Source organism: Chryseobacterium daecheongense, assembly GCA_027920525.1.
Taxonomy (GTDB): Bacteria; Bacteroidota; Bacteroidia; order Flavobacteriales; family Weeksellaceae; genus Chryseobacterium; species Chryseobacterium proteolyticum.
Window position 1 is genome coordinate 2221141 of the sequence record CP115858.1, and the last position, 21768, is coordinate 2242908.

The 21768-nt window shown below is 36.0% G+C and carries 19 protein-coding genes; 12 read left to right on the top strand and 7 right to left on the bottom strand.

The window, feature by feature from the left end; all coding sequences use genetic code 11:
- Nucleotides 1–8 precede the first annotated feature (8 nt).
- On the top strand, nucleotides 9–872 hold the full coding sequence (locus PFY10_09810) for a GH25 family lysozyme (GenBank protein WBV58742.1): 864 nt from the start codon (nucleotides 9–11) through the stop codon (nucleotides 870–872).
- On the opposite strand, the gene PFY10_09815 is transcribed toward PFY10_09810, so the two are convergent.
- Entirely contained in the window at nucleotides 873–2513 is a 1641-nt protein-coding gene (locus tag PFY10_09815) for an alpha/beta fold hydrolase (protein ID WBV58743.1), read from the bottom strand.
- Nucleotides 2514–2662: 149 nt separating this feature from the next.
- Between PFY10_09815 and PFY10_09820 the strand changes: the two genes are divergently transcribed.
- From PFY10_09820 to PFY10_09830, 3 genes are all read left to right on the top strand, one after another.
- Complete coding sequence (locus tag PFY10_09820; protein ID WBV58744.1) at nucleotides 2663–3529, top strand: AraC family transcriptional regulator; 867 nt, start codon at nucleotides 2663–2665, stop codon at nucleotides 3527–3529.
- Between the two features lie 89 nt (nucleotides 3530–3618).
- Nucleotides 3619–4341, top strand: a complete 723-nt coding sequence (locus PFY10_09825) for an SIP domain-containing protein (GenBank protein WBV58745.1) — start codon at nucleotides 3619–3621, stop codon at nucleotides 4339–4341.
- Between the two features lie 113 nt (nucleotides 4342–4454).
- The gene (locus PFY10_09830; GenBank protein ID WBV58746.1) at nucleotides 4455–6347 is read left to right on the top strand and encodes an ABC-F family ATP-binding cassette domain-containing protein; all 1893 of its coding nucleotides are present in this window, start codon (nucleotides 4455–4457) and stop codon (nucleotides 6345–6347) included.
- A 104-nt stretch (nucleotides 6348–6451) separates the two neighbouring features.
- Here PFY10_09830 and PFY10_09835 read toward each other — a convergent pair whose 3' ends face one another.
- On the bottom strand, nucleotides 6452–7507 hold the full coding sequence (locus PFY10_09835; GenBank protein ID WBV58747.1) for a Gfo/Idh/MocA family oxidoreductase: 1056 nt from the start codon (nucleotides 7505–7507) through the stop codon (nucleotides 6452–6454).
- Between the two features lie 181 nt (nucleotides 7508–7688).
- Between PFY10_09835 and PFY10_09840 the strand changes: the two genes are divergently transcribed.
- From PFY10_09840 to PFY10_09850, 3 genes are all read left to right on the top strand, one after another.
- Nucleotides 7689–9881: a TonB-dependent receptor gene (locus PFY10_09840; GenBank protein ID WBV58748.1), complete on the top strand. Its 2193-nt coding sequence runs from the start codon at nucleotides 7689–7691 to the stop codon at nucleotides 9879–9881.
- Between the two features lie 96 nt (nucleotides 9882–9977).
- Complete coding sequence (locus PFY10_09845) at nucleotides 9978–10493, top strand: hypothetical protein (GenBank protein WBV58749.1); 516 nt, start codon at nucleotides 9978–9980, stop codon at nucleotides 10491–10493.
- Nucleotides 10494–10654: 161 nt separating this feature from the next.
- Complete coding sequence (locus PFY10_09850; GenBank protein WBV58750.1) at nucleotides 10655–11248, top strand: hypothetical protein; 594 nt, start codon at nucleotides 10655–10657, stop codon at nucleotides 11246–11248.
- Between the two features lie 102 nt (nucleotides 11249–11350).
- Here PFY10_09850 and PFY10_09855 read toward each other — a convergent pair whose 3' ends face one another.
- Nucleotides 11351–11986, bottom strand: a complete 636-nt coding sequence (locus PFY10_09855; GenBank protein ID WBV58751.1) for a peroxiredoxin — start codon at nucleotides 11984–11986, stop codon at nucleotides 11351–11353.
- A gap of 97 nt (nucleotides 11987–12083) precedes the next feature.
- Between PFY10_09855 and PFY10_09860 the strand changes: the two genes are divergently transcribed.
- A complete protein-coding gene (locus tag PFY10_09860) occupies nucleotides 12084–12974 on the top strand; it encodes a mechanosensitive ion channel family protein (GenBank protein WBV58752.1) in 891 nt (296 codons plus the stop codon).
- A gap of 55 nt (nucleotides 12975–13029) precedes the next feature.
- Here PFY10_09860 and sucC read toward each other — a convergent pair whose 3' ends face one another.
- The 4 genes from sucC to PFY10_09880 all read right to left on the bottom strand — a co-directional run bounded on the left by sucC (nucleotide 13030) and on the right by PFY10_09880 (nucleotide 17545).
- Complete coding sequence (gene sucC / locus PFY10_09865) at nucleotides 13030–14220, bottom strand: ADP-forming succinate--CoA ligase subunit beta (protein WBV58753.1); 1191 nt, start codon at nucleotides 14218–14220, stop codon at nucleotides 13030–13032.
- 130 nt (nucleotides 14221–14350) lie between these two features.
- Nucleotides 14351–15628: a chloride channel protein gene (locus PFY10_09870; GenBank protein ID WBV58754.1), complete on the bottom strand. Its 1278-nt coding sequence runs from the start codon at nucleotides 15626–15628 to the stop codon at nucleotides 14351–14353.
- Between the two features lie 5 nt (nucleotides 15629–15633).
- Entirely contained in the window at nucleotides 15634–16020 is a 387-nt protein-coding gene (locus tag PFY10_09875) for a DUF423 domain-containing protein (GenBank protein WBV58755.1), read from the bottom strand.
- A gap of 196 nt (nucleotides 16021–16216) precedes the next feature.
- Nucleotides 16217–17545, bottom strand: coding sequence for a hydroxymethylglutaryl-CoA reductase, degradative (locus PFY10_09880; GenBank protein ID WBV58756.1), 1329 nt, complete (start codon nucleotides 17543–17545; stop codon nucleotides 16217–16219).
- 141 nt (nucleotides 17546–17686) lie between these two features.
- Between PFY10_09880 and PFY10_09885 the strand changes: the two genes are divergently transcribed.
- The 4 genes from PFY10_09885 (at nucleotide 17687) to pfkA (ending at nucleotide 21764) form a co-directional block, all read left to right on the top strand.
- On the top strand, nucleotides 17687–18946 hold the full coding sequence (locus PFY10_09885; GenBank protein ID WBV58757.1) for a putative DNA modification/repair radical SAM protein: 1260 nt from the start codon (nucleotides 17687–17689) through the stop codon (nucleotides 18944–18946).
- A 103-nt stretch (nucleotides 18947–19049) separates the two neighbouring features.
- Nucleotides 19050–19808 carry a TIGR03915 family putative DNA repair protein gene (locus PFY10_09890; GenBank protein WBV58758.1) on the top strand — a complete coding sequence of 253 codons (759 nt, stop codon included), beginning with the start codon at nucleotides 19050–19052 and terminating at the stop codon, nucleotides 19806–19808.
- Nucleotides 19809–19830: 22 nt separating this feature from the next.
- Nucleotides 19831–20694, top strand: coding sequence for a DUF4846 domain-containing protein (locus PFY10_09895; protein WBV58759.1), 864 nt, complete (start codon nucleotides 19831–19833; stop codon nucleotides 20692–20694).
- Between the two features lie 83 nt (nucleotides 20695–20777).
- Nucleotides 20778–21764, top strand: a complete 987-nt coding sequence (gene pfkA / locus PFY10_09900) for a 6-phosphofructokinase (protein WBV58760.1) — start codon at nucleotides 20778–20780, stop codon at nucleotides 21762–21764.
- Nucleotides 21765–21768 lie beyond the last annotated feature (4 nt).

The window sequence follows — 21768 nt, forward strand, 5'->3', positions numbered from 1 at the left end:
AAAACTTTATGACGAAAAAAAAGTACACCAAAAAAGCGGCCAAAAACATTCATAATAAAAGACGGAAAAACTATTTATTTCGTCGAAAGATTTTATTGGCTATTCTTATCGTAGCACTTATTGGCACAGGTTTTTACCTTAAACAATCCATCAGTTACTATTATGCTTTGTACTTTAATAAGTTTACCCATAAAAAGCTTCATAATAATGAAAAGGAAACTCTGAGAATTCAAAAAATCCTCACTGATAATCTCGATAAAACATACGGATTCGATATTTCCCATTATCAAAATAAAGAAGATATCAAATGGGATAGTTTAAGCATTGGAAACAAAACCATTCCGTTGGAATTTGTGGTTATGAGGGCTACCATGGGAAATAAAAATGCTGATAAACATTTTGATGAATTCTGGTCCCAGGCCAAAAAGCATGAGCTTATAAGAGGCGCATATCACTTTTACAGAGCAGATGAAGACCCTATTATTCAGGCTAATAACTTTCTTGCCAATGTAAAGCTGGAAACCGGAGACCTCCCTCCTATTCTGGACATTGAAAAAATTCCAAAACGAAAAACCAATAAAAAACTGGTTGAAGACCTTAAGGTATGGTGTAAAATCATAGAAGAGACATACGGTACTAAACCCATTATCTATACTTACTACCATTATTATAAAGATTTTCTGAAAGGTGAATTCGACGGATATCCTCTGTGGCTGGCAAATTATAATGATGTACCCACTCCGTCTCCTGATGACGCTTGGGATTTCTGGCAATTTACTGAAAACGGAATCGTCCACGGAATCAATACTAAAGTTGACCTGGATATGTACAATGGTAGTTCCTGGTCTATGAAAAGAATGACATTGGATTAATTATTTTCCCAGAAACTTCATCATATCTTCATTCAGCTGTTGAGCTTCTTCAAACGGCACAAAATGGGTTGCATTTTTGTATATCCTCAGTTTTGCATTCGGAATTTCTCTGGCGATCAATTCGGTATGGTCTTTTTTTATCACATCATTTTCACCCGCTATAACCAACACGGGATTATGGATTTTATGTAAAGATCCTGTACTGATGTTAGGTTCCTTGAGCATAATCTTTAAAATCCTGGTCTGATTAAACTTTTGAGGATTATTTTCAATTTCTAAAACCTGAAGTTCTGTTTTCATATGGTTTACAAGACGCTTATCTACACCATCAGGCTGAATGTTAGCTCCGATAATCACTAATTTGTTCACCCGTTCAGGGTATTTCAGAACAAACTCCAAGGCTGTATTCCCGCCATCACTCCAGCCTGCTATATGTATCTTTTCAAGTCCTAAATGATCAATCACCGCTTTAAGGTCATCGGCAAATCCCGAATAAGTCAAATCTTTTTTCGATGAATCTGTACTTTTTCCCTGACCTCTTGTATCTAAAGCAATAACCTTGTAATGTTTGGAAAGAACAGGAATCTGCTGATAAAAATCTTTAATACTTCCTGAATTTCCATGCAGCAGTACCAGTGGTTCTCCTTCACCATATACCTCATAGTATAAATCTGCATTTTTCACTTTAACTATTTTACCTATGTCCTGATTTTTACCATAACCTGATTGATCTGCCTCACCAAAATATTTGCTAAGGTCGGGAATCAGATCAGCAAGACTCTCATCCTCCAATTGTTCTTCCATGTTTTTTCCTGTTTTATCTACTTTTACATCGATATTTATCGCAGGAGCAGCTAAGGTTACTTTTTGCCATTCCCCGTAAAACTTCCTCAGGAAGCCTGTTCTGAAGAGAGCGGCACTGATATTCACTTTACCGTTAAACTCCTGTAAAAACTGAATTCCTATAAAAAATTTACCCTGTACCCAAATATTACGATCATCAACACTCAATGTATATGTTCCGGATTGTATCATATCTTCTGTAAGCTTTACTGTAATCTCTTCATTGAGGATGTTCTTGTCCGGAAAACCATTCTTTTCACTATAAATACTGTAACGCATTAACACGGGCCTGTCGGAAACATAACTTGCAACATTCAGGTTGATATTCTTTATTTTTGATCTTTTGTTTGCATTAAATTCCAATGCTGTTTCACCCAAAAAGTCTTCCTTCTTAAATTGTGGATTTACAGAGTACATGACACTTTTCGTCTTTGTATTGACACCCCAGTTTTTATCTACTAACTTTTTAGGGGACAATTTCACTTCCCGGATATGCTGTACTTTTTCCTTTAAAAAAATCTTTTGTGTACTGTTTTTTATAAAATCCTGAAAACCTACTGTATAACTATCATATCCCGGAACTTCTATCCTTATCTTTCCTGAAGTATTCACCTTGGAAAGGTCAATAGTAAAATTACCTTTCTCATCGGAAATTACACCTATATTTTCTTTTTCAACTCCTATTTTAACATAAGGAATAGGCCGGTTTTCATCTCTCGAAAGGACAGTTCCTGAAATTATCTGGGCATTAGCAAACAACACACAGAATAGGAACAATAAGGAATTAAGTTTTTTCATGGTAAAGGTTTGACACAAAAATCTTTATTTACAGGATTAAAAGCTCATAACATATTATTAAATTTTATCTTTGTTTAGTTAAATTTTTCAAAAGCAATACGATAAGCTATCGCAGTAAGACCTTATTAGCTTTGATTTTATAATTCAACATGAGACAGACAATTCCCACCTACGATCTCAGTACGATCTCCGATCATGGTTTTATTGTGGAAAGAATCACGGACCGAATCAACAGTTCGGAGGATAATCTTTTAGATAAAGGAATCCACAGGGATAGTCATTATATCTTTACATTTCTCCAAACCGGACATGTAAAAATGATGGTGGATTTTAAAATCATTGAGGCTAAAAACGGACATATTTACTGTGTTTTACCTGGTCAGGTCCATCAGGGCCTTCTTATGAATAATGCTTGTGGATGGTTCATTGCTTTAAACGTTGACCTGGTTCCTGACTTTGTCCGCTCAGCTTTTGAAGAATATCTCGTGGATATTATGCCTTTACCTGTAAGCAATTCCGAGTCTGAAAAATTCAACAAATTGGCTCAGGTTCTTTTTGAATCATGCACAGAAGAGATGATGGCCACAAAAGAAAATTTCTTTATCATAAAATCTTTGCTTAATGCTTATACCGGAATGTTTGCTTCTCACTTTCTGAATGAAAGCTCTCATAAAAAACAAAAAGAAAACAGAACATTAGAGTTGGCCAGACAATTCAGGATCCTGGTAAGAAAAAATTTCATTACACAGAAAAGCGCATCTGGGTATGCAGAAATCATGAACATTTCACCAGGATATTTAACTGAGGTAATCAGCAAGGCAACAGGAAAATCTCCATCATACTGGATTCAACAGGAAGTTTTGATAGAAGCTAAAAGATTATTGTTTTTCACCAATTGCACGGTTAAAGAAATAGCCTATCAGCTGGGATATAATGATCATACTTACTTTTCACGTCTCTTTTCCAGATCGGAAGGAGTCTCTCCATTATCTTTCCGTAATAAAAGCAAAAAGTAATTCGTAAACCACGAATAGTCCAATCAATTCCATAAAATGGCCATTGATATTTTTGTCATTTGCAGCTTCCTTTGCAATAAAATATCATTATGTCTAGTTTACCAAAATGGATCAACGACGCTGTTGAAAATCTATTACCATCAAAATTTAAAGACTGTACCGTTACAAGAACTACCTATATTTCAGATGATCTTAAACAGATAACTTTTGAAACCGACCTCTCAGATGTTTACTTTGAACCTGCATATGCGGTAGGGTTCCGTATCAATGACCGGGATTTCAGAAACTATTCCCCTTTTCATTTTGATAAAGAAAAAGGAAGTTTTGATATCCTTTTCCATGTACATGACACCCAAGCTGCAGGATGTCACTTCATCAACCAACTGACAGCCGGGGATTCTATTAAAATGATTATACCGCGTGGAAAAAGATTCTTTGATCATGAGGCTAAAATTCATTTTTCAATCGGAGATGAGACTTCCCTGGGAAGTTCAATTGCCATCCGGGAGGCCGCAGAAAAAACTTCTAAATCCTTTGTTTGCCTGCATGAGCTTGAAGATCCTTTAAGCCTCGAAAAACTTGATTTATACGGCTACTATACTTCTAAAAACAACTGGATGGCAATATTAAATCAAATCAATGAATTTCTCCACGAAGAGCGAAAAGCCATTGAAAACCAAGAAGTCACGTTTTATTTGACAGGAAACGGAAAAACGATGTCCTTTTTACGCAGATATCTGAAAGAAAAAGGTGTTCATTCCACCAATGTAAGATCACAGGCTTATTGGATCGAAGGTAAAAAAGGATTATAAATTAGCAAACAAAATCTGTCAGCCCTTTACCTCATTCAAAAAACCAAAGAAAATATTTTATCCAGTAAAACCTTCAATATTTCGTATTTTCGCGCTACGAAATCTTTATAGAAATGAATTACGTTGCTGCTGAAAACCTTACCAAATCTTACGGACTAAAAGTTTTATTCAAAAATATTTCTTTCAATATTAATGAAGGAGACAAAATAGCCATTGTTGCTAAAAACGGAAGTGGAAAATCTACCCTGCTCAAGATCCTTATGGGAAAAGAAATTGCAGATAGTGGAAATGTAATTATCAATAAAGATATACAGGTTGTTTTATTTGACCAGGAAATTGATTATGATCCGACACTTACCATTGAGGAATTCATGATGACCCTTGATTCAGCTCCCATTACAGCGCTTAAAAATTATCATCAGTCACTCCACTCAACGGACCTTGATTTTATCGAGAAGGCTCTTGCGGATATGGAGGCCCATAAAGCCTGGGATCTGGAAAATGAGATGAAACAAATCCTTTCCCAACTTAAGATCACAAATCTCGAAGCCAGGATGGGAACACTTTCCGGAGGACAGATCAAGCGCGTTGCACTGGCCAAGCTTTTAACGGAAACCAGGGCAGAACATCGTCATACATTACTGATAATGGACGAGCCAACCAACCATTTGGATGTGGAAATGGTAGAGTGGCTTGAAAACTATCTTAATAAAGCCAAGATTACTTTACTGCTCGTAACCCACGACCGTTATTTCCTTGATAGTGTCTGCGGTATTATCTGGGAGATGGAAGACGGAAACCTTTATTTCCATAATGGTTCTTATGCTACCTATCTGGAAAATAAGATGATCAGAGAGGATAATCTTAATGCTACCATTGACAAGGCTAATAATCTTTACAGAAAAGAGCTGGAGTGGATGCGAAGACAGCCTAAGGCAAGAACCACGAAATCTAAAAGCAGAATTGATGCTTTTTACGAAACTGAAAAAGTAGCAAAAACAGACACTTCAAAACAAGGTCTGGAACTGGATTTTGAAATGAAACGCCTTGGCAATAAAATTCTAGAATTAAAGAATATAGATAAAAGTTTTGGTGAGAAGGTTTTACTAAAAGATTTTAGTTATTCTTTCCAACGTGGGGAGAAAGTTGGAATCGTAGGTAAAAACGGAGCGGGAAAATCTACTCTTTTAAATATTATCCAGGGCCTTGAAAAAGCAGATAAAGGAGAAATAGAAACAGGAGAAACCATTTCTTTTGGTTATTTTTCGCAAAAAGGGCTCACTTACAAAGAAGATGAGAGAGTCATTGACTTTATTAAAGAAATTGCCGAGTTCTATCCTTTAGCCAACGGAAAGAGTCTTTCGGCATCACAGTTTTTAAGGTTGTTTTTATTTGATGATCAAACGCAATATTCTCCTATTTCAAAATTATCCGGTGGGGAAAAAAGAAGATTGCACCTGATGTATATCCTGTATCAGAATCCTAATTTTTTGATTTTTGATGAGCCTACGAATGATCTTGATCTTCCAACATTAACAGTCCTTGAAAACTTCCTTCAACAGTTCCAGGGATCTTTGATTATAGTTTCCCACGACAGATATTTCATGGACAGAATTGTAGATCATGTTTTGGCTTTTGAAGGCAATGGAAAAATCAGAGATTTTGTAGGGACCTTCTCAGAATACAGGGAAGCCAGAAGTCGCGAGGAAGCATTAGAAAAAAATACGGCTGTAAAGACTGAGCCGGTTAAGGAAACTGTTCCTGTAGTGGAAAATACACCACCTTCCAGTACGAAACGAAAATTAAGTTTCAAAGAGCAGAGGGAACTTGACACGATTGAAAAAGAAATGCCTGAACTTGAAGAACAGCGCTCCAAAATTCTGGACAAACTTAACAATGAAGTAGATTATGAGAAAATAGCTAAGCTTTCTTCAGAGTTGGAAACGGTTTCAGAAAAACTGGAAAACCATGAAATGAGATGGCTGGAACTTCAGGAGCTCCTTTAAAATAAAACGATCAGTTATGAATGAGTCCAAAGAGTTAGAGAGTAGGAGGAATTTATTTTTAAAGAATATCAACCATAAACTTTGAACTCATTCACAATTGATCTTTATAGTTTAATTACTTTTTCTTCTTTTGCACTTTCTAAAGAAGCATCAATGATTTTCATATTCTGAATAACTTCTTTTCCAGGAGATGGCAATGCATATCCAAACACGATATGTTCGTAAATCTGCTGATAGTAATTCATATAATCTCCAGCTTCACTTGAGGTAAGCACTCTTTCTGTTTCTGAATGATCATTCAAAAAGTTTAAAATTCCATCCGCTTCTTTCAAAGGCTGTGTCCATTCCTTTCCGTACGTGGGAACAGCGCCTCCTACCAATTCATTTTCCTGATTATCGGTTCTCTCCTGCAGGAAAGTTCCCCGGTCTCCATGAATGGTATAGGCATAATGACCTTCTTTACTAAAAACAGAAGATTTAAGCCTTACTCTCAAAGCGTCTTTATAAAATAACAGAATCTCAAAATAATCGTTGGCAAACGTCGCTCCTTTCATAGAAAATACATCTGCAAAAAGTTTTTCAGGATATCCAAAATATTGTACAGCCTGATCTACCAAATGAGCTCCTAAATCATGAAGTGACCCGGCTCCCAATTGATCGGGGCTTTCTTTATGTTGTTTTCCGCTGGGTGTAGTCCGGAACCGGTCAAAACGGATCTCAACCTCTTTAATGTTTCCTAATTTTCCTTCACCCAGAATTTTTTGAACCTGTAAAAAATCCCGGTCAAATCTTCGGTTTTGATATACACTAAGAAACAGTCCTTTTTCCTCAGCCAGTTGTACCAGTTCTTCCGCTTCAGAAACATTTACGGTAAAAGGTTTTTCCACAATAATGTTCTTACCCGCTTCCAATGCTTTTTTGGCATATTCATAATGTGTCTGAACCGGTGTATTGATAATGACCAGCTCTACATCTGCATGCTGAAGCATTTCTTCCACAGAACGGTAAATGGTTGCTTCCGGATATTGATCCTTAGACTCTTCTTTACTTCTTTCAACCACAGCAGCAATAAAAAATCCCGGATGCTCCTTCAAAAAGGGTGCATGGAAAATTTTTCCACTCATTCCAAAGGCACAAAGCCCTGCTTTTACCAATTGCATATTATAATTTTTAACAAATATATTCATAAAAACTTCTCTATTCCCCGATCTAAAGGAACTATAGAAATAATCCATCTCACCAAGTCGGAAAATATGATTAAAATCATAAAACTATTTTTATCTATTCTAAACAAATACTTACATTTGCGGCTTATTTAAAACTGTTCTATATAAAAATAAAATGAAAAGACAATTACTTTCTTTAGGTCTTCTATTTACTGCTGTTTCAGTGAGTTCACAGATGAAAAATGCTGAAGCAGACACCATCAGAATTCAAACCATTGAGGACATCAATCTTCATAAAACAGGAAATCCTAACCAGGCAAGAACATTATCTACAAAATCAAACCTGACAGTAATGGAAAACCCTCAGCCCATAGCTATTGTAACTCATGAAATTATTGAGCAGCAACAAGCAAAGCAGCTAAGTGATGTTATTAAAAATGTGAATGGTATTTATTTGACATCTGCAAGAGGAGGATCTCAGGATAGCTTTGGAGGAAGAGGTTTTATATTTGGAAATGATAATATCTTCAAAAATGGAGCAAGAGTAAACAGTGGAGTTTTTCCTGAAGTAAGTGGACTTGAAAGAGTTGAAGTTTTAAAAGGTGCAAATGCTATGTTATATGGTAATGTAGGGCCAGGTGGAATTGTAAACCTTATAACTAAAAAACCAAGATTTGAATTTGGTGGATCTGTCGGATTAAACGGTGGAAGCTGGAATTCTTATAAACCTGTATTTGACATTTATGGACCTTTAAGCCAAAAGGTAGCCTTCAGAGTCAATGGAACTTATGAATATGCCGAAAGTTTCAGAGATATGGTAGAATCTAAAAAGCATTATTTCAACCCGTCTTTTGTTTTTAATTTGAGTGAAAACACACAACTAATTGTAGAGGGTGATTATTTATATCATAATTTCACTCCTGATTTTGGAATTGGAAGTGTTACTGATAAAACCACTGGAATATCCAGGTTAGCTACTGAAGTTGACCGCAGGAGTTTTTTAGGTGCCAACTGGCAATATCAAACCAACCAACAAGCCACTACAGACGTTGTTTTAAACCATCAATTGAACAGTAAATGGAGTCTAAATGCAGTTGCTTCCTACCAGAATTATACAAAAGATTATTTTTCAACAGAAAGAATTCAATGGCAGTATGAATCCGCAAAAGGAAATTTTGACCCATCCTGGAACAGAACTTTGGGAAGAAATTATACTGAACAAAATTACACTTCATTACAAGTTAACCTAAATGGAGAATTTAAAACCGGAAATATTATCCATAAGGTTCTATTTGGAGCAGATGGAGACTATGGTTTAGCTGATACTTATGCTTACAACTTTACTAATCCTACCAGCATTAACTATGGAACATTATATTTAAATAATTCTTCCACATGGTCTAATGAAGGTGTTATGCCTGAAACTTATAGATCATCAAGAAACAGAATAGCGACGAAAAGATTTGGTCTTTATGCACAAGACTTGATCAGCCTCAGCAAAGAGTTTAAAGTATTGGCAGGAATAAGATGGTCTTATTTAAAAAATGAAGATACAGAAGTAAAAGATTTCTTAAAAGGAACAGAAACGCCTACAGTAAACAGCGGTTTACAAGCTCATGCCTTATCGCCAAAAGTAGGATTAATCTATAATCCTAATGATAATTTATCTGTTTTTGCAACGTATACTAATTCATTCTCACCTAATTCAGGGTTTGATGTAAACAATCTATCTTTAAAAGCATCAACAATTGATCAATACGAAGTAGGGGTTAAGAAAAATTTATGGAACAATGCTATCGCTGTAAACTTAACAGCTTATCAAATAAATAACAGGGATGCTTACACATCTCCATATCTTGCAGATAACAAGGTGGCATTATATAAAGTATATGCCGGCAATATAAGAAGTAGAGGTGTTGAATTGGATATCACAGGAAACCCAACAAAATACCTGTCTTTAATAGGAGGTATTTCTTACAATAATACTGTGTATACAAAAACTCCAGATAACGGATTTGTTGAAGATCAAAGATTGGTAAGAACTCCTGCCCTTACAGCAAATGCGTCTATTTTTTATACCTTCACGGATTTTGCAAAAGGCCTGAAGCTAGGAGCTACAGCATTCTATACCGGAAAAAGACAAGCAGGCTGGAATGATGTAAAAGGGCAATTACAACAAACAAGAATGATTGATATTAATGGATTCACGACGGTTGATATAAGTGTCGGTTACAGTTGGAATAAGTTCTCTATTCAGGGTAAAGTGGGCAACCTGTTTGATGTCGTAAACTACAATGTTCATGAGAATTATTCAGTGAATCCGATCACACCTAGAAACTATTATTTTACATTGACATACAGACTTTAGAATTCTTAATATAAAAATTATTCAATAAAAGTGGGAACTGCATTTTTGCAGTTTCCACTTTTGAAATTTAAAAAAATAAAAGCAAAACGATAAAATATGGATAAAATAAAAGATACCAGAAGTTTCATGAGGATTACGCATCGTTACTTAGGATACTTCCTTGCGGGAATTATGGCTGTTTATGCGATAAGCGGTGTATTGCTGGTTTACAGGGATACAGACTTTTTAAAAAAGGAGAAAAATTACGACAAAATTGTAGCTAAAAACCTTTCTGAAAAGGAATTGGGAAAAGAATTAAAAATTAAAAACCTAGAAATCGAAAATAGAATCGGAAACATCGCATATTTCAAACAGGGAGCCTATAACCTGGTAACCGGGGAGGCAAAGTACGTAAAAAAAGAGCTGCCATTTGTCCTGGATAAAATGACAAAACTTCATAAATCCCAGTCAAAAGAGACACTATCACCTCTTAACACTTTTTTTGGAATTGCCCTATTCTTCTTTGTGATCTCAAGCTTCTGGATGTTTAATCCAAAAACAAAAGCATTCAAACGCGGAATGCTTTTTACTGCTCTAGGACTGGTTGTTTCCATTATATTACTTCTTGTCTAAAATTATATTTTATTCAATAAAACAAGGAAATTAATTTGATTTTCATTTTTCTTAATTTAACATTATTTTAGTAAAATTAGCTAAAAATGAGTACTATGGCACATTTATTGATTTTCACCACCCATAGAATAAATAAGCATTAATTATTAAAATTATAAATTATGAAAAAACTAATTTTAGCAGGAATAGTAGCGGTAGCAGGATTAACAACAACAGCCAATGCTCAGATTCAAAAAGGTAACTGGATGGTTGGTAGTAGTATTGTAGCTAGTAATTTTGGTCTTAATACGGGAGGAGGATATAACATCTCTTTACAACCGAAAGCGGCTTATTTCATTGAAGATAACGTAGCACTTGGAGGATATGTTGATTTAGGATTTAACAAAGTTGCAAAAGGATCACCTACAAACTTTGTCTACAAAGTAGGGGCTTTAGGTCGTTACTATGTATCACCAGGTGAAAAAGGTATAGATAATCTTTTACATCACGGACGTTGGTTCTTCGAAGGTAACGTTGGTATTGGAGGAACGTCTACCGAAGGAGGAAACTCTACCACTGGGTTAGATTTCGGTGCAGGTCCGGGATACTCTTACTTCATTACACCTAACATCGGTGTTGAAGGACTTGTTAAATACAATGGTGTTGCAGGTTTCGGTAAAAACGGTTTAACTTCTACCCTTACCTTCAACGTAGGATTTAGCATTTTCTTACCTACATCTAAAGGAAAACAAATCATAAACGACGTTAAAAACTAGTCGTTAAGAAAATTATTTTTCTTAAAAAAGATAAAAGCGTCTCGAATAATTTCGAGGCGCTTTTCGTACAAATTAAAACTAAACTATAAAAAATCAAATAAATCATGTATTCGGTTGAGGCGTATATCTTAAATACGGCTTTATTTCTGTAACGCCTTTAGGAAAAATTTCCCGGGCTTCTTCTGTTGATATAGACGGTGGAATAATGACATCTTCTCCATTTTTCCAGTTTACAGGGGTAGCCACTTTATGGGAATCCACCAATTGAAGAGAGTCAAGAACCCTTATAATTTCATTAAAATTCCTTCCCGTAGAAGCAGGATAAGTTATAATCAAACGTACTTTTTTATCCGGATCAATGATAAGCAAAGAGCGTACGGTTGCAGTTGCTGAAGCATTAGGATGGATGAAATCATACAATTCCGAAATTTTCCTGTCTTTATCTGCAATAATAGGAAATTGCACATCCGTATTTTGAGTTTCATTAATGTCCCGGATCCAGTTCTGATGGTCTTCTACTCCATCTACACTCAATGCAATTACTTTGGTTTTCCTTGCTTCAAATTCGGACTTTAGCTTTGATGTAAAGCCAAGCTCCGTAGTGCAAACCGGAGTATAATCTGCAGGGTGCGAGAATAAAATCCCCCAGGAATCTCCCAGATAATTATAAAAGTCAAGATCACCGGCAGTAGTTTCTGCCTGAAAATTGGGTGCGGTATCTCCTAGTTTGATTGACATAACATTATCGTTTATTAGTCTACAAATTTAGTAGACTTTTTGAAACTGGCAAAATTTTTGATGAAAAATTACATATTAAATTAAAAAAAATTAATACATGGAGAAAATTGGTTTAAGCTATGTTGAAGTGGTCTACAGAGTTCTACAAAGCTGGTATTTAAAATTTGCAGAACTGACCCCTAAATTGATTGTGGGCATACTGGTTTTTTCTTTCTTCTTATTTTCAAGTAAATATTTAAGTAAACTTGCCGTAAAGCTCTTTCATAAATTATTTCCTAAAAGTGAAAAAGAAAGTTCATTGGTAACTTTACTGGCCGTATTCCGGTTTATCATTATGCTAATGGGTAGTTTTATTGCATTAGAAATAATGGGATTCAGCAGTTTTCTATGGAAATTCATCGGAAGTCTGGGAGTTGCAGGGGTTATCGCCGGGGTTGCTTTAAAGGATCTGGTGTCCAGTATATTTTCAGGAATGCTTATTGGAATCGATAAAGCCTTTAAAGTGGGTGATTATGTATCTATCGGTAATAACTCAGGAACAGTACAGGAAATTGGTTTTCTGACAACAAAGATTATAACCGATGACGGTAAAAAGGTTTATATTCCCAATCAGGTCATTTTTAATTCTCCTTTTTCAAATATCACTGCTTCTCCGCAGAGAAGAATAATCCTGAATTTTGAAATTCCGGCTGATGAAGATATCAACAAGGCGCAAATGGGAATTCTGGAAGTAATAAAAGGATTAGAATATGTAGACAAACTGGATACTGCTGAGGTTGTATTTACCGATCTTAAACAAGGGATATTCAATCTACAGGCTAAATTCTGGATGACCATTGGAGCCAACATCACCCGCGTAAAGAGTGATGCATATATGAAGATCAAGCAACGTCTTGATTCGGATAACATCCTGTTAGTAACCCCGACCAGCATCAATATTACAGGAGGAGAAAGCAATAGCAGTCCTACATCAAATCAGGACAAATAGAAAATAAAAAAACCGCTTTTTCAAGCGGTTTTAATTTTTATAATAAGTAGCTAGCTTATGCTAATACTTCTTTTACTTTGTTAGCAGCTTCCTCTAAAGTAATTGCAGAGTGTACCGGAAGACCAGACTCGTCAATTAATTTCTTAGCTTCAACTGCATTGGTTCCCTGTAATCTCACGATCAATGGAACTGGTAAGCTTCCCATCGCTTTGTAAGCATCTACAACACCCTGAGCTACTCTATCACATCTTACGATACCTCCGAAGATGTTGATTAAGATTGCTTTTACGTTCGGATCTCTTAAGATAATTCCGAAAGCAGTCTGTACTCTCTGAGCATCAGCAGTTCCTCCAACGTCAAGGAAGTTAGCAGGATTACCACCTGATAATTTAATGATATCCATAGTCGCCATCGCAAGACCCGCACCGTTTACCATACAAGCAACGTTACCATCTAATTTTACGAAGTTAAGACCAGCTTCACCAGCTTCAACATCCATTGGATCTTCTTCTCTGGTATCTCTTAGCTCAGCTAAATCTTTGTGACGGAACAATGAGTTGTCATCTAAAGTTACTTTAGCATCTACTGCGATAATTTTATTATCAGAAGTTTTTAAAACAGGGTTGATTTCGAAAAGAGAAGCATCAATTCCTGTATATGCGTTGTAAAGAGAACCGATGAATTTTACAAATTCTTTGAAAGCATTTCCTTCAAGACCTAAGTTGAAAGCAATCTTTCTAGCCTGGAAACCTTGAAGACCTAAAGCAGGATCAATGATTTCTTTGTGAATCAAATGAGGTGTTACTTCAGCAACATGTTCGATATCCATACCACCTTCAGTAGAATATACGATTGTATTTTTACCTTCAGCTCTGTCTAATAAAATAGAAACATAGAATTCTTTAGTTTCTGTTTCACCCGGATAATATACATCCTCTGCAACCAAAACAGAATTTACTTTTTTACCCTCAGCAGAAGTTTGTGGAGTTACCAACTGCATTCCGATGATGTTCTGAGCGTTTTCTTTAAGCTTATCCATGTTTGGAGAGAACTTTACACCACCACCTTTACCACGACCACCTGCGTGGATCTGAGCTTTTACTACCCACCCTTGAGCGCCAGTTTCAGCAGTTAGTTTTTTAGCAGCAGCTACAGCTTCATCTACGTTGTTTGCAACGAAACCACGTTGGATAGCTACTCCATACTTTGATAAAATCTCTTTTGATTGATACTCGTGAAGATTCATATTATTTTTATTATTTTATTTTAAATTATAAAGGTTGACAAATTTACTAAAAAGACATGGAAGTTCAAGATTCTAAGTCCAAAAATTAAATTGTAAGCACCTTGATTTTTAACAGGTCCTGATATTTTCTTTATTCTTCGGTTATTTTTTCTGATTGAGATCCTATAAAAGGGATTTTCGGAGCCAGGAAATATCCTGTTAAGCTCGCAAAAAGTATCGGAACAAAATAAGTAAATCCTGTTAAAGTACCAAGAATAATAGTTGTACTCATAGGCGTCCTGGTTACACAAGCGTTAATTGCAGCCATGCAGCTTACAATTGCCAGTGTCGTATCTACTGATGGAAAAAGATGATGTATGATCAGCCCCAAAGTAGTTCCCACAAAAAACAAAGGGATAATGAACCCTCCTCTCCAGCCCGAAGTCACTGTGATTGCTATCGCTAATATTTTAAAGACCAGAATTAAAAGTAAAAAGTTCAGAGAAAAATCCCCTCCGATCAGCTCATTAACTTCATGGTGTCCGAAGTATCTGGTAATGGGAAAGTAAAACGCAATAATACCCAAAACAATTCCACCTACTAATGTTTTTACATAGATGGGAAAGTTTTTGTACTCGAAGACTTTTTTGAAAAACTTAACTACAAAAATAAACAGCCATCCTACAAATGTTGCAACAACAGCAAACATACAGGCGTACATAAAATCGTAAACTCCGGAATAATGATACGCTTTCAGGTTCCATGTAGCACCTATCCCGAGATGAATAATCAATGCGAACATTACATAGCTGAAACAGCTTGCGACCAATGCAGGAATTATTGCTTTATAATATTCAACAGCATGCTTATGATGTAAAATTTCAAGTGAAAAAAGACTTCCACCGAGTGGTGCACCAAATAATGCAGTGAAACCGGATGCCATCCCTGCAATACTTAAAGACCTCAACTCCTCGCCCTTCAATCTGAAAATCTTCCCTAGCCAGGTTCCTGTAGATCCCGTTACCTGAACCAAGGGAGCTTCAGGCCCTAAACTACCTCCTGAAGCTACACAAAAAAGTGACGACAAGATCATGGAAGGGTTATTTTTAGGATCGAGCTTTCCTTTATTAAATCTGATATTATTAACAATCAGATGAATTTCACCCGGATCACCGATGAAGTGAATAACAAGACCGGCTAATAATCCGCAAACGGCCATTGTTGGAATCACCATCCAACCTTGATACTGAGCTAAAAAGTCAGTAAAATATTCCAATACAATCCAATACAGTCCGGCAATGACTCCACCTACCAATCCTGTAAAAGCCCACATAAAAAATGTCCGGCTGAATACAAATGGATTAAATCTAATGGGCTGATCTAAAAGATTAAATGTTCTGATTAACCTTCGCCTTCTGTTGATTTTCATTGCGTTTAGATCCTATTTTTAGCAAAATAAAGAATAAGCATTCCCCAGCTAAGGATCATTAAAAGGCCTCCAAGTGGAGTAATCGGTCCCAGGAATTTCAGGTTAGCTCCCAAATAATCCTGCAAACTCAGGAAGTATATACTAAATGAAAACAGCATTGTTCCTGCAATCATCAAAATAGAAACCCATTTTTCTGAAGAGGTTTCAAATTTCAAAATGAATCCAATGATCAACAGAAAGAAAGCAGCATACATTTGATATCTTACTCCTGTTTCAAAACTTTCCAGCCTTTCAACTGACAATATTTTCTTTAAAGCGTGCGCACCGAACGCACCTAAAATAACCGATAACATGCCATAAGCGGCACCAAATACTAAAGTAATTGTTTTCATTATATCAATTTATGAGATCAGATCTTCAATTAATCTGTCTTATTTATAGTTTAAAATTTTAAACACCAAAGACAAAGCTCCGATAGCTATTAACATCCAGGCCATATTTTTACTTCTTGCAAAACCGGGGTTCCGGGTTATTTTCAGAAAAATTCCGAAAGCTAAAATAAATGCTGACAATATGATTCCAAACATATTATTGGGCTCTCATTCTGTTAAACTCTGTGATAACCTCATGATGGGTAACTGTTTTGTCTTTGAAATAGGTAACAAAATGCTGCTTCTCCTCTTCCGTTGCTCCCATCTGATTCAGAATATTCAATAAATGCATCTTCATATGTCCTTTCTGAATTCCCGTGGTCACTAACGAACGCAGTGCCCCGAAATTCTGTGCTAATCCTGAAACAGCAAGGATACTCATTAACTCCTGAGCAGATGGCTTACCAAGAAGAGCTAATGAAAACTTGACTAATGGATGGAGGTTAGTCAGTCCGCCAACAACACCTACAGATATAGGAAGATCGATCCAAAATCTGAAAATTCCGTTATCGGTGGTGCAATGAGTCAAAGATCTGTACTGACCGTCTCTTGCAGCGTAAGCGTGTGCACAGGCTTCTGTTGCTCTAAAGTCATTTCCCGTAGCAATCACCACCGCATCCACTCCATTCATAATTCCTTTATTATGAGTGGTTGCACGGAACGGCTCAATTTCAGCAATCGTTACAGCCTGTTTAAATTTTCTGGCAAATTCTTCGTTGGAAATCCCGCTATCATCTTTAAGATCATCAATTTTACAAGAAACCTCAGCACGAACCACACAGTCGGGAGTAAAGTTGGAGAGAATATTCATTACGATCTGTAAGGAATCTTTTTCCTCTTTGGTAAAGTCTTCTTCTTTAGCAACTTCTTCTTTCAATGTTTTCCCAAATTGCTCCAGACAAGAATTTATAAAATTGGCTCCCATTGAATCCACTGTATCAAAACTTGCCTTCAATTGGAAGTAATGGGTCATGTCAGCAGTCTTATCCACCAGCTTAATATCCAGAATTCCACCACCACGATTTCTCATGTTAGCGGTTATTGCTTCTGTAGCCTCAAATAGTTTTTTCTTTAATTTAAAATTAAAAAAATGTAATAGTTTATGAGATTCTCCATTAAAAATGAAGTGAGTATGCCCCAATTTTTCTGTATTAATAATGGTCGTTTTAAAACCTCCTTTATCGATCCAGAATTTGGCAGCCTTAGATGCAGCAGCCACTACAGAACTTTCTTCAACAGCCATCGGCAAAGCCACCAATTTTCCATCTATTAAAAAATTAGGTGCTATTCCGTAGGGCATATAAAAATTAGAGATCGTATTTTCCGAAAATTCATCATGAAGCTTCTGAAGTTCTGTATTATCGTTCCAGTATTGCTTTAATATTTTTTGATATTCCTGATCGCCGTCAAGATATTCATTGACTAGCCAGTCTATTTTCCCCTGTTTGGTCAATTTGGAAAAACCTTCAATCGGTTGATGATTCATAGTATAACTTTAAAGAACCGTAAATATACTGATTTTGATACTTTATTCTGTTGATAACTTTATGTTAAAAAGGGTGACATTTCTCAATTTTGGAATTACTTTTGAATTAAAATTCACAGAGTTAAATCGTCCTTATATCATATGAACTTTGACCGCCTAAAAGAAAAACTCGAAATCCTTGCTGACGCAGCGAAATATGATGTTTCCTGCTCTTCCAGCGGAGGAACACGAAAAAATAAAAAAGGTGCTTTGGGAGACAGTTCCATAAGCGGGATTTGTCATACCTATACAGAAGACGGACGATGTGTCTCCCTGCTTAAAGTTCTTTTGACCAATCATTGTATTTATGATTGTGCATACTGTGTTTCAAGAAGCTCCAATGATATCAAAAGGGCAGCTTTTACGGTGGAAGAAGTAGTGGATCTTACCATTAACTTTTATCGGAGAAATTATATAGAAGGACTTTTTTTAAGTTCAGGCATTTTTAAAAATGCTGACACGACCATGGAACGTCTGGTGAGAGTTGCAAAAAAATTACGACTTGAAGAAAATTTCAATGGATATATTCACTTAAAATCCATTCCTGGAGCAAGCGATGAATTAATGCAGGAAGCAGCACTCTATGCGGACCGTCTGTCTGTCAATCTTGAAATTCCAACCGAAAGCGGACTCAAGCTACTCGCTCCTGAAAAAAACAGGGCCGAAATGATAAGTCCTATGCGTTATATTCAGAAAGGGATATCCCAATATAATGATGAAAAAAAGATTTTCCGGAAAGTTCCGAAATTTGCACCAGCCGGTCAGTCGACCCAAATGATCGTAGGAGCTACCAATGAAAACGATCTTCAGATTATAAAAGTCGCGGATCATTTTTATAAAAATTACAACCTTAAAAGAGTCTATTATTCAGGGTATGTACCAGTACTAGAAGACAAAAGATTGCCTTCATTAACTACTGAAGTCCCAATGCTTAGAGAAAACAGATTGTATCAATCGGACTGGCTCATGAGATTTTACGGCTTTAAAGCAGAAGAAATTTTAGATCCCAATCTTCCTTTTCTCGATCTTGAAATTGACCCCAAATTAAGCTGGGCATTAAGACATCTTGATCAATTCCCTATCAATCTCCAGACAGCTGACTATCAAATGATTCTTCGAATTCCGGGAATTGGTGTAAAAACAGCTAAAAAAATAGTACAAGCAAGACGTTTTCAGATTTTAAACATGGATCATCTTAAGAAATTAGGAGCAGCTGTAAACAGAGCAAAATACTTTATTGACTTCAATGCAGGAAATGTTTTTTTGAAATATTTAACGAATCAAAATTTAAAGAAATTATTGATTGGAGGAAGCTCGTCGAAATTTCATAATCAATTTTCACAGCAACTTACCTTGTTTTAAAAAACAATGATTTTCTCCCTGTTTAAAGGCAAACTGTGATAAAAATCTCTAAAAAGTTTATAAATTTTACATCTCTATATTATTAAACTACCATATAAAATAAATGACTACCCTACTTTACGACGGAAGCTTTGACGGACTTTTAACTGCAGTGTTTGAAGTATTCGAATACCGTTATAAAGACGTTGAAATTTTCGGCAAAAATCAATATCATCAGGAAAACATTTTTGCAGAAACCCACGAAGTAGTCACTCAGACAGAAAAGGCAGAAAGAGTTTTTAAGAAGCTGGAAGAGAACATAGGAAGATCTGGAATCCATCAATTGCTGAAAGTTTTTCTATCAGAAGATCCGGAATCAGAAAGAATTATCCTTTCAGCCATACAATTATCTGTACAGCATCCTCATGAAAATATCCTTCAGAATTATGCGGATAATGATATTTTAAAAATCTCGAAAATATGTAAATCCGTAGACAGAGAAAGGCATCGGATGACGGCATTTGTAAGGTTTGAGAAAATGCAGGATGGTGTTTTCTTTGCAAAAATAGATCCTGATTTCAACGTTATTCCCCTGATCAGAAAACATTTTAAAGATCGATATCAGGATCAAAAGTGGATGATTTATGACCTCAGAAGAAATTATGGAATTTTGTATGATCTTGAAAATTGTGACTTCTTTTATCCTGATGAAAAACTGGATCTTGATCAATATGAGCAAAAATTCCATGATGAAGAGAGCCAATATCAAAAATTATGGCAACGTTACTTTATAAAAACCAATATTACAGAAAGAAAAAATCTAAAGCTCCATATTCAGCATGTCCCGAAAAGGTACTGGAAGTACCTGACAGAAAAGAGGTAATGTAAAATAAAAACACCATAAGATGGCAGGAAAAACTTTATGTACAATTGCGTTAATCAGTATTATCAGCTGTATTCCTGATAAGAAAAGAAATGCAATATCTGAAATAGATAACGGGACAGGATCAGAAATTTTGGTTCATACCGATAAAAATACTATCAAAGAAAGATTTTCTGCACCTCAGGGATATGAATGGATTGATGAAAAACAGGAATCTTTCGGGTATTTTCTCGAAAATTTCACTTTAAAACCCTATAAAAGCAAGATACTTAGATATGACGGAAATCCAATATCTACCCAGCATCTGCATGAAGCAATTTTTGATATCGATACCGGAGATCAGGATCTTCAACAATGTGCAGATGCGGTGATCCGGCTAAGGGCAGAATATTTAGTTAAAAATAAAAGACAAGATGAAATTCAATTTCATTTTACAAATGGTGATCTGCTGAGCTGGAAAGATTATAAAAACGGAACACGGGCCTTTGTCAATGGCAATTCTGTTAATTTCAAAAAGACAGCCTCTTTCGATGACTCGCCTCAAAATTTCAGAAGTTATCTAAATCTGATCTTTAATTATGCAGGAACTATTTCATTAAATAAAGAAACAAAACCGGTTTTAAAAAGTGAGGATTTAAAAAGCGGAGACATTCTTATTACACCAGGAAGTCCTGGACATGTTGTATTGATAAGTGGCGCTTGCAGAAATAAAGAAGGGAAAAAGTTATTTTTACTAAGTGAAGGTTTCACTCCTGCCCAATCTATCCATGTTCTTTCCAATCCTTTTGATAAAAACAGATCTCCGTGGTACAACTTAGACGTAAAAGCTAACGAAACAAAAACTGCGAGATATATTTTTAAACCAACAAACTTTAGAAGTTTTTAACAATTTATATTCAAAAGTATTATCAACTTACTACTATAATCTGAACTTGTTTTTGTAAATTTGTGTTCGAAATTTTTTACTAGATGAAAGAAAGTGCTGTAAAAAAAATTGCAGTTCTTACTTCCGGAGGAGACTCCCCGGGTATGAATGCTGCATTAAGGGCGGTGGTAAGAACGGCAAATTATTATAATATCGAATGTTACGGAATAAGAGAAGGCTACAATGGGCTTATCAACGATGATTTCCTAAAAATGGGTCCTCGTTCCGTAAAAAATATAATCAACCAGGGCGGAACTATCCTAAAGTCCGCAAGATCCCAGGAATTCAGAACTAAAGAAGGACGTCAGAAAGCCTACAATAATTGCGTTAAACATGGTGTTGATGCAATTGTGTGTATTGGTGGAGATGGAACTTTCACAGGGGCGAAGATCTTCAATGAAGAATTTGGTATCAGAGTAATTGGTGTTCCGGGGACTATAGACAATGATATTTTCGGTACCGACAATACTATTGGATATGATACGGCTTTGAATACTGCCATGGAAGCTATTGATAAAATCCGTGATACAGCCACTTCTCACAACAGAGTATTCTTTGTTGAGGTTATGGGTCGTGATGCTGGGTTTATTGCATTAAACAGTGGACTGGCAACCGGAGCTTTGGATATCCTTATCCCTGAAAAAAAGGACAGTGTAGATGAGCTTTTTGCGACTTTCAGAAATGCTGAAAAAACCGGAAAAGCTTCCAGTATCGTAGTTGTTGCTGAGGGAGAGAAACTGGCGAATATTTATGAGCTGGCAGAGCAGACAAAACAGGAGTTTCCTGACTATGACATTCGTGTAGCTATTCTGGGACATATCCAGAGAGGAGGATCTCCGAGCTGTGCAGACAGGGTTCTTGCGAGCAGACTGGGATACGGAGCCGTGGTAGGATTAATGGAAGGTAAAACAAATGTAATGGCAGGAATGCGTTCTAACGATATGGTATACACTCCTATTGAAGAAGCCATTAAAAAACATAATGAAATCAATAAAGACCTTTTACTGATTTCAGAAATATTAGCAATCTAATTTT

Excerpts from the sequence above, each read along its gene's own strand:
- PFY10_09810 (WBV58742.1), top strand. The coding sequence starts at position 9 with ATGACGAAAAAAAAGTACACCAAAAAAGCGGCCAAAAACATTCATAAT.
- PFY10_09815 (WBV58743.1), bottom strand. The coding sequence starts at position 2,513 with ATGAAAAAACTTAATTCCTTATTGTTCCTATTCTGTGTGTTGTTTGCT.
- PFY10_09820 (WBV58744.1), top strand. The coding sequence starts at position 2,663 with ATGAGACAGACAATTCCCACCTACGATCTCAGTACGATCTCCGATCAT.
- PFY10_09825 (WBV58745.1), top strand. The coding sequence starts at position 3,619 with ATGTCTAGTTTACCAAAATGGATCAACGACGCTGTTGAAAATCTATTA.
- PFY10_09830 (WBV58746.1), top strand. The coding sequence starts at position 4,455 with ATGAATTACGTTGCTGCTGAAAACCTTACCAAATCTTACGGACTAAAA.
- PFY10_09835 (WBV58747.1), bottom strand. The coding sequence starts at position 7,507 with ATGCAATTGGTAAAAGCAGGGCTTTGTGCCTTTGGAATGAGTGGAAAA.
- PFY10_09840 (WBV58748.1), top strand. The coding sequence starts at position 7,689 with ATGAAAAGACAATTACTTTCTTTAGGTCTTCTATTTACTGCTGTTTCA.
- PFY10_09845 (WBV58749.1), top strand. The coding sequence starts at position 9,978 with ATGGATAAAATAAAAGATACCAGAAGTTTCATGAGGATTACGCATCGT.
- PFY10_09850 (WBV58750.1), top strand. The coding sequence starts at position 10,655 with ATGAAAAAACTAATTTTAGCAGGAATAGTAGCGGTAGCAGGATTAACA.
- PFY10_09855 (WBV58751.1), bottom strand. The coding sequence starts at position 11,986 with ATGTCAATCAAACTAGGAGATACCGCACCCAATTTTCAGGCAGAAACT.
- PFY10_09860 (WBV58752.1), top strand. The coding sequence starts at position 12,084 with ATGGAGAAAATTGGTTTAAGCTATGTTGAAGTGGTCTACAGAGTTCTA.
- sucC (WBV58753.1), bottom strand. The coding sequence starts at position 14,220 with ATGAATCTTCACGAGTATCAATCAAAAGAGATTTTATCAAAGTATGGA.
- PFY10_09870 (WBV58754.1), bottom strand. The coding sequence starts at position 15,628 with ATGAAAATCAACAGAAGGCGAAGGTTAATCAGAACATTTAATCTTTTA.
- PFY10_09875 (WBV58755.1), bottom strand. The coding sequence starts at position 16,020 with ATGAAAACAATTACTTTAGTATTTGGTGCCGCTTATGGCATGTTATCG.
- PFY10_09880 (WBV58756.1), bottom strand. The coding sequence starts at position 17,545 with ATGAATCATCAACCGATTGAAGGTTTTTCCAAATTGACCAAACAGGGG.
- PFY10_09885 (WBV58757.1), top strand. The coding sequence starts at position 17,687 with ATGAACTTTGACCGCCTAAAAGAAAAACTCGAAATCCTTGCTGACGCA.
- PFY10_09890 (WBV58758.1), top strand. The coding sequence starts at position 19,050 with ATGACTACCCTACTTTACGACGGAAGCTTTGACGGACTTTTAACTGCA.
- PFY10_09895 (WBV58759.1), top strand. The coding sequence starts at position 19,831 with ATGGCAGGAAAAACTTTATGTACAATTGCGTTAATCAGTATTATCAGC.
- pfkA (WBV58760.1), top strand. The coding sequence starts at position 20,778 with ATGAAAGAAAGTGCTGTAAAAAAAATTGCAGTTCTTACTTCCGGAGGA.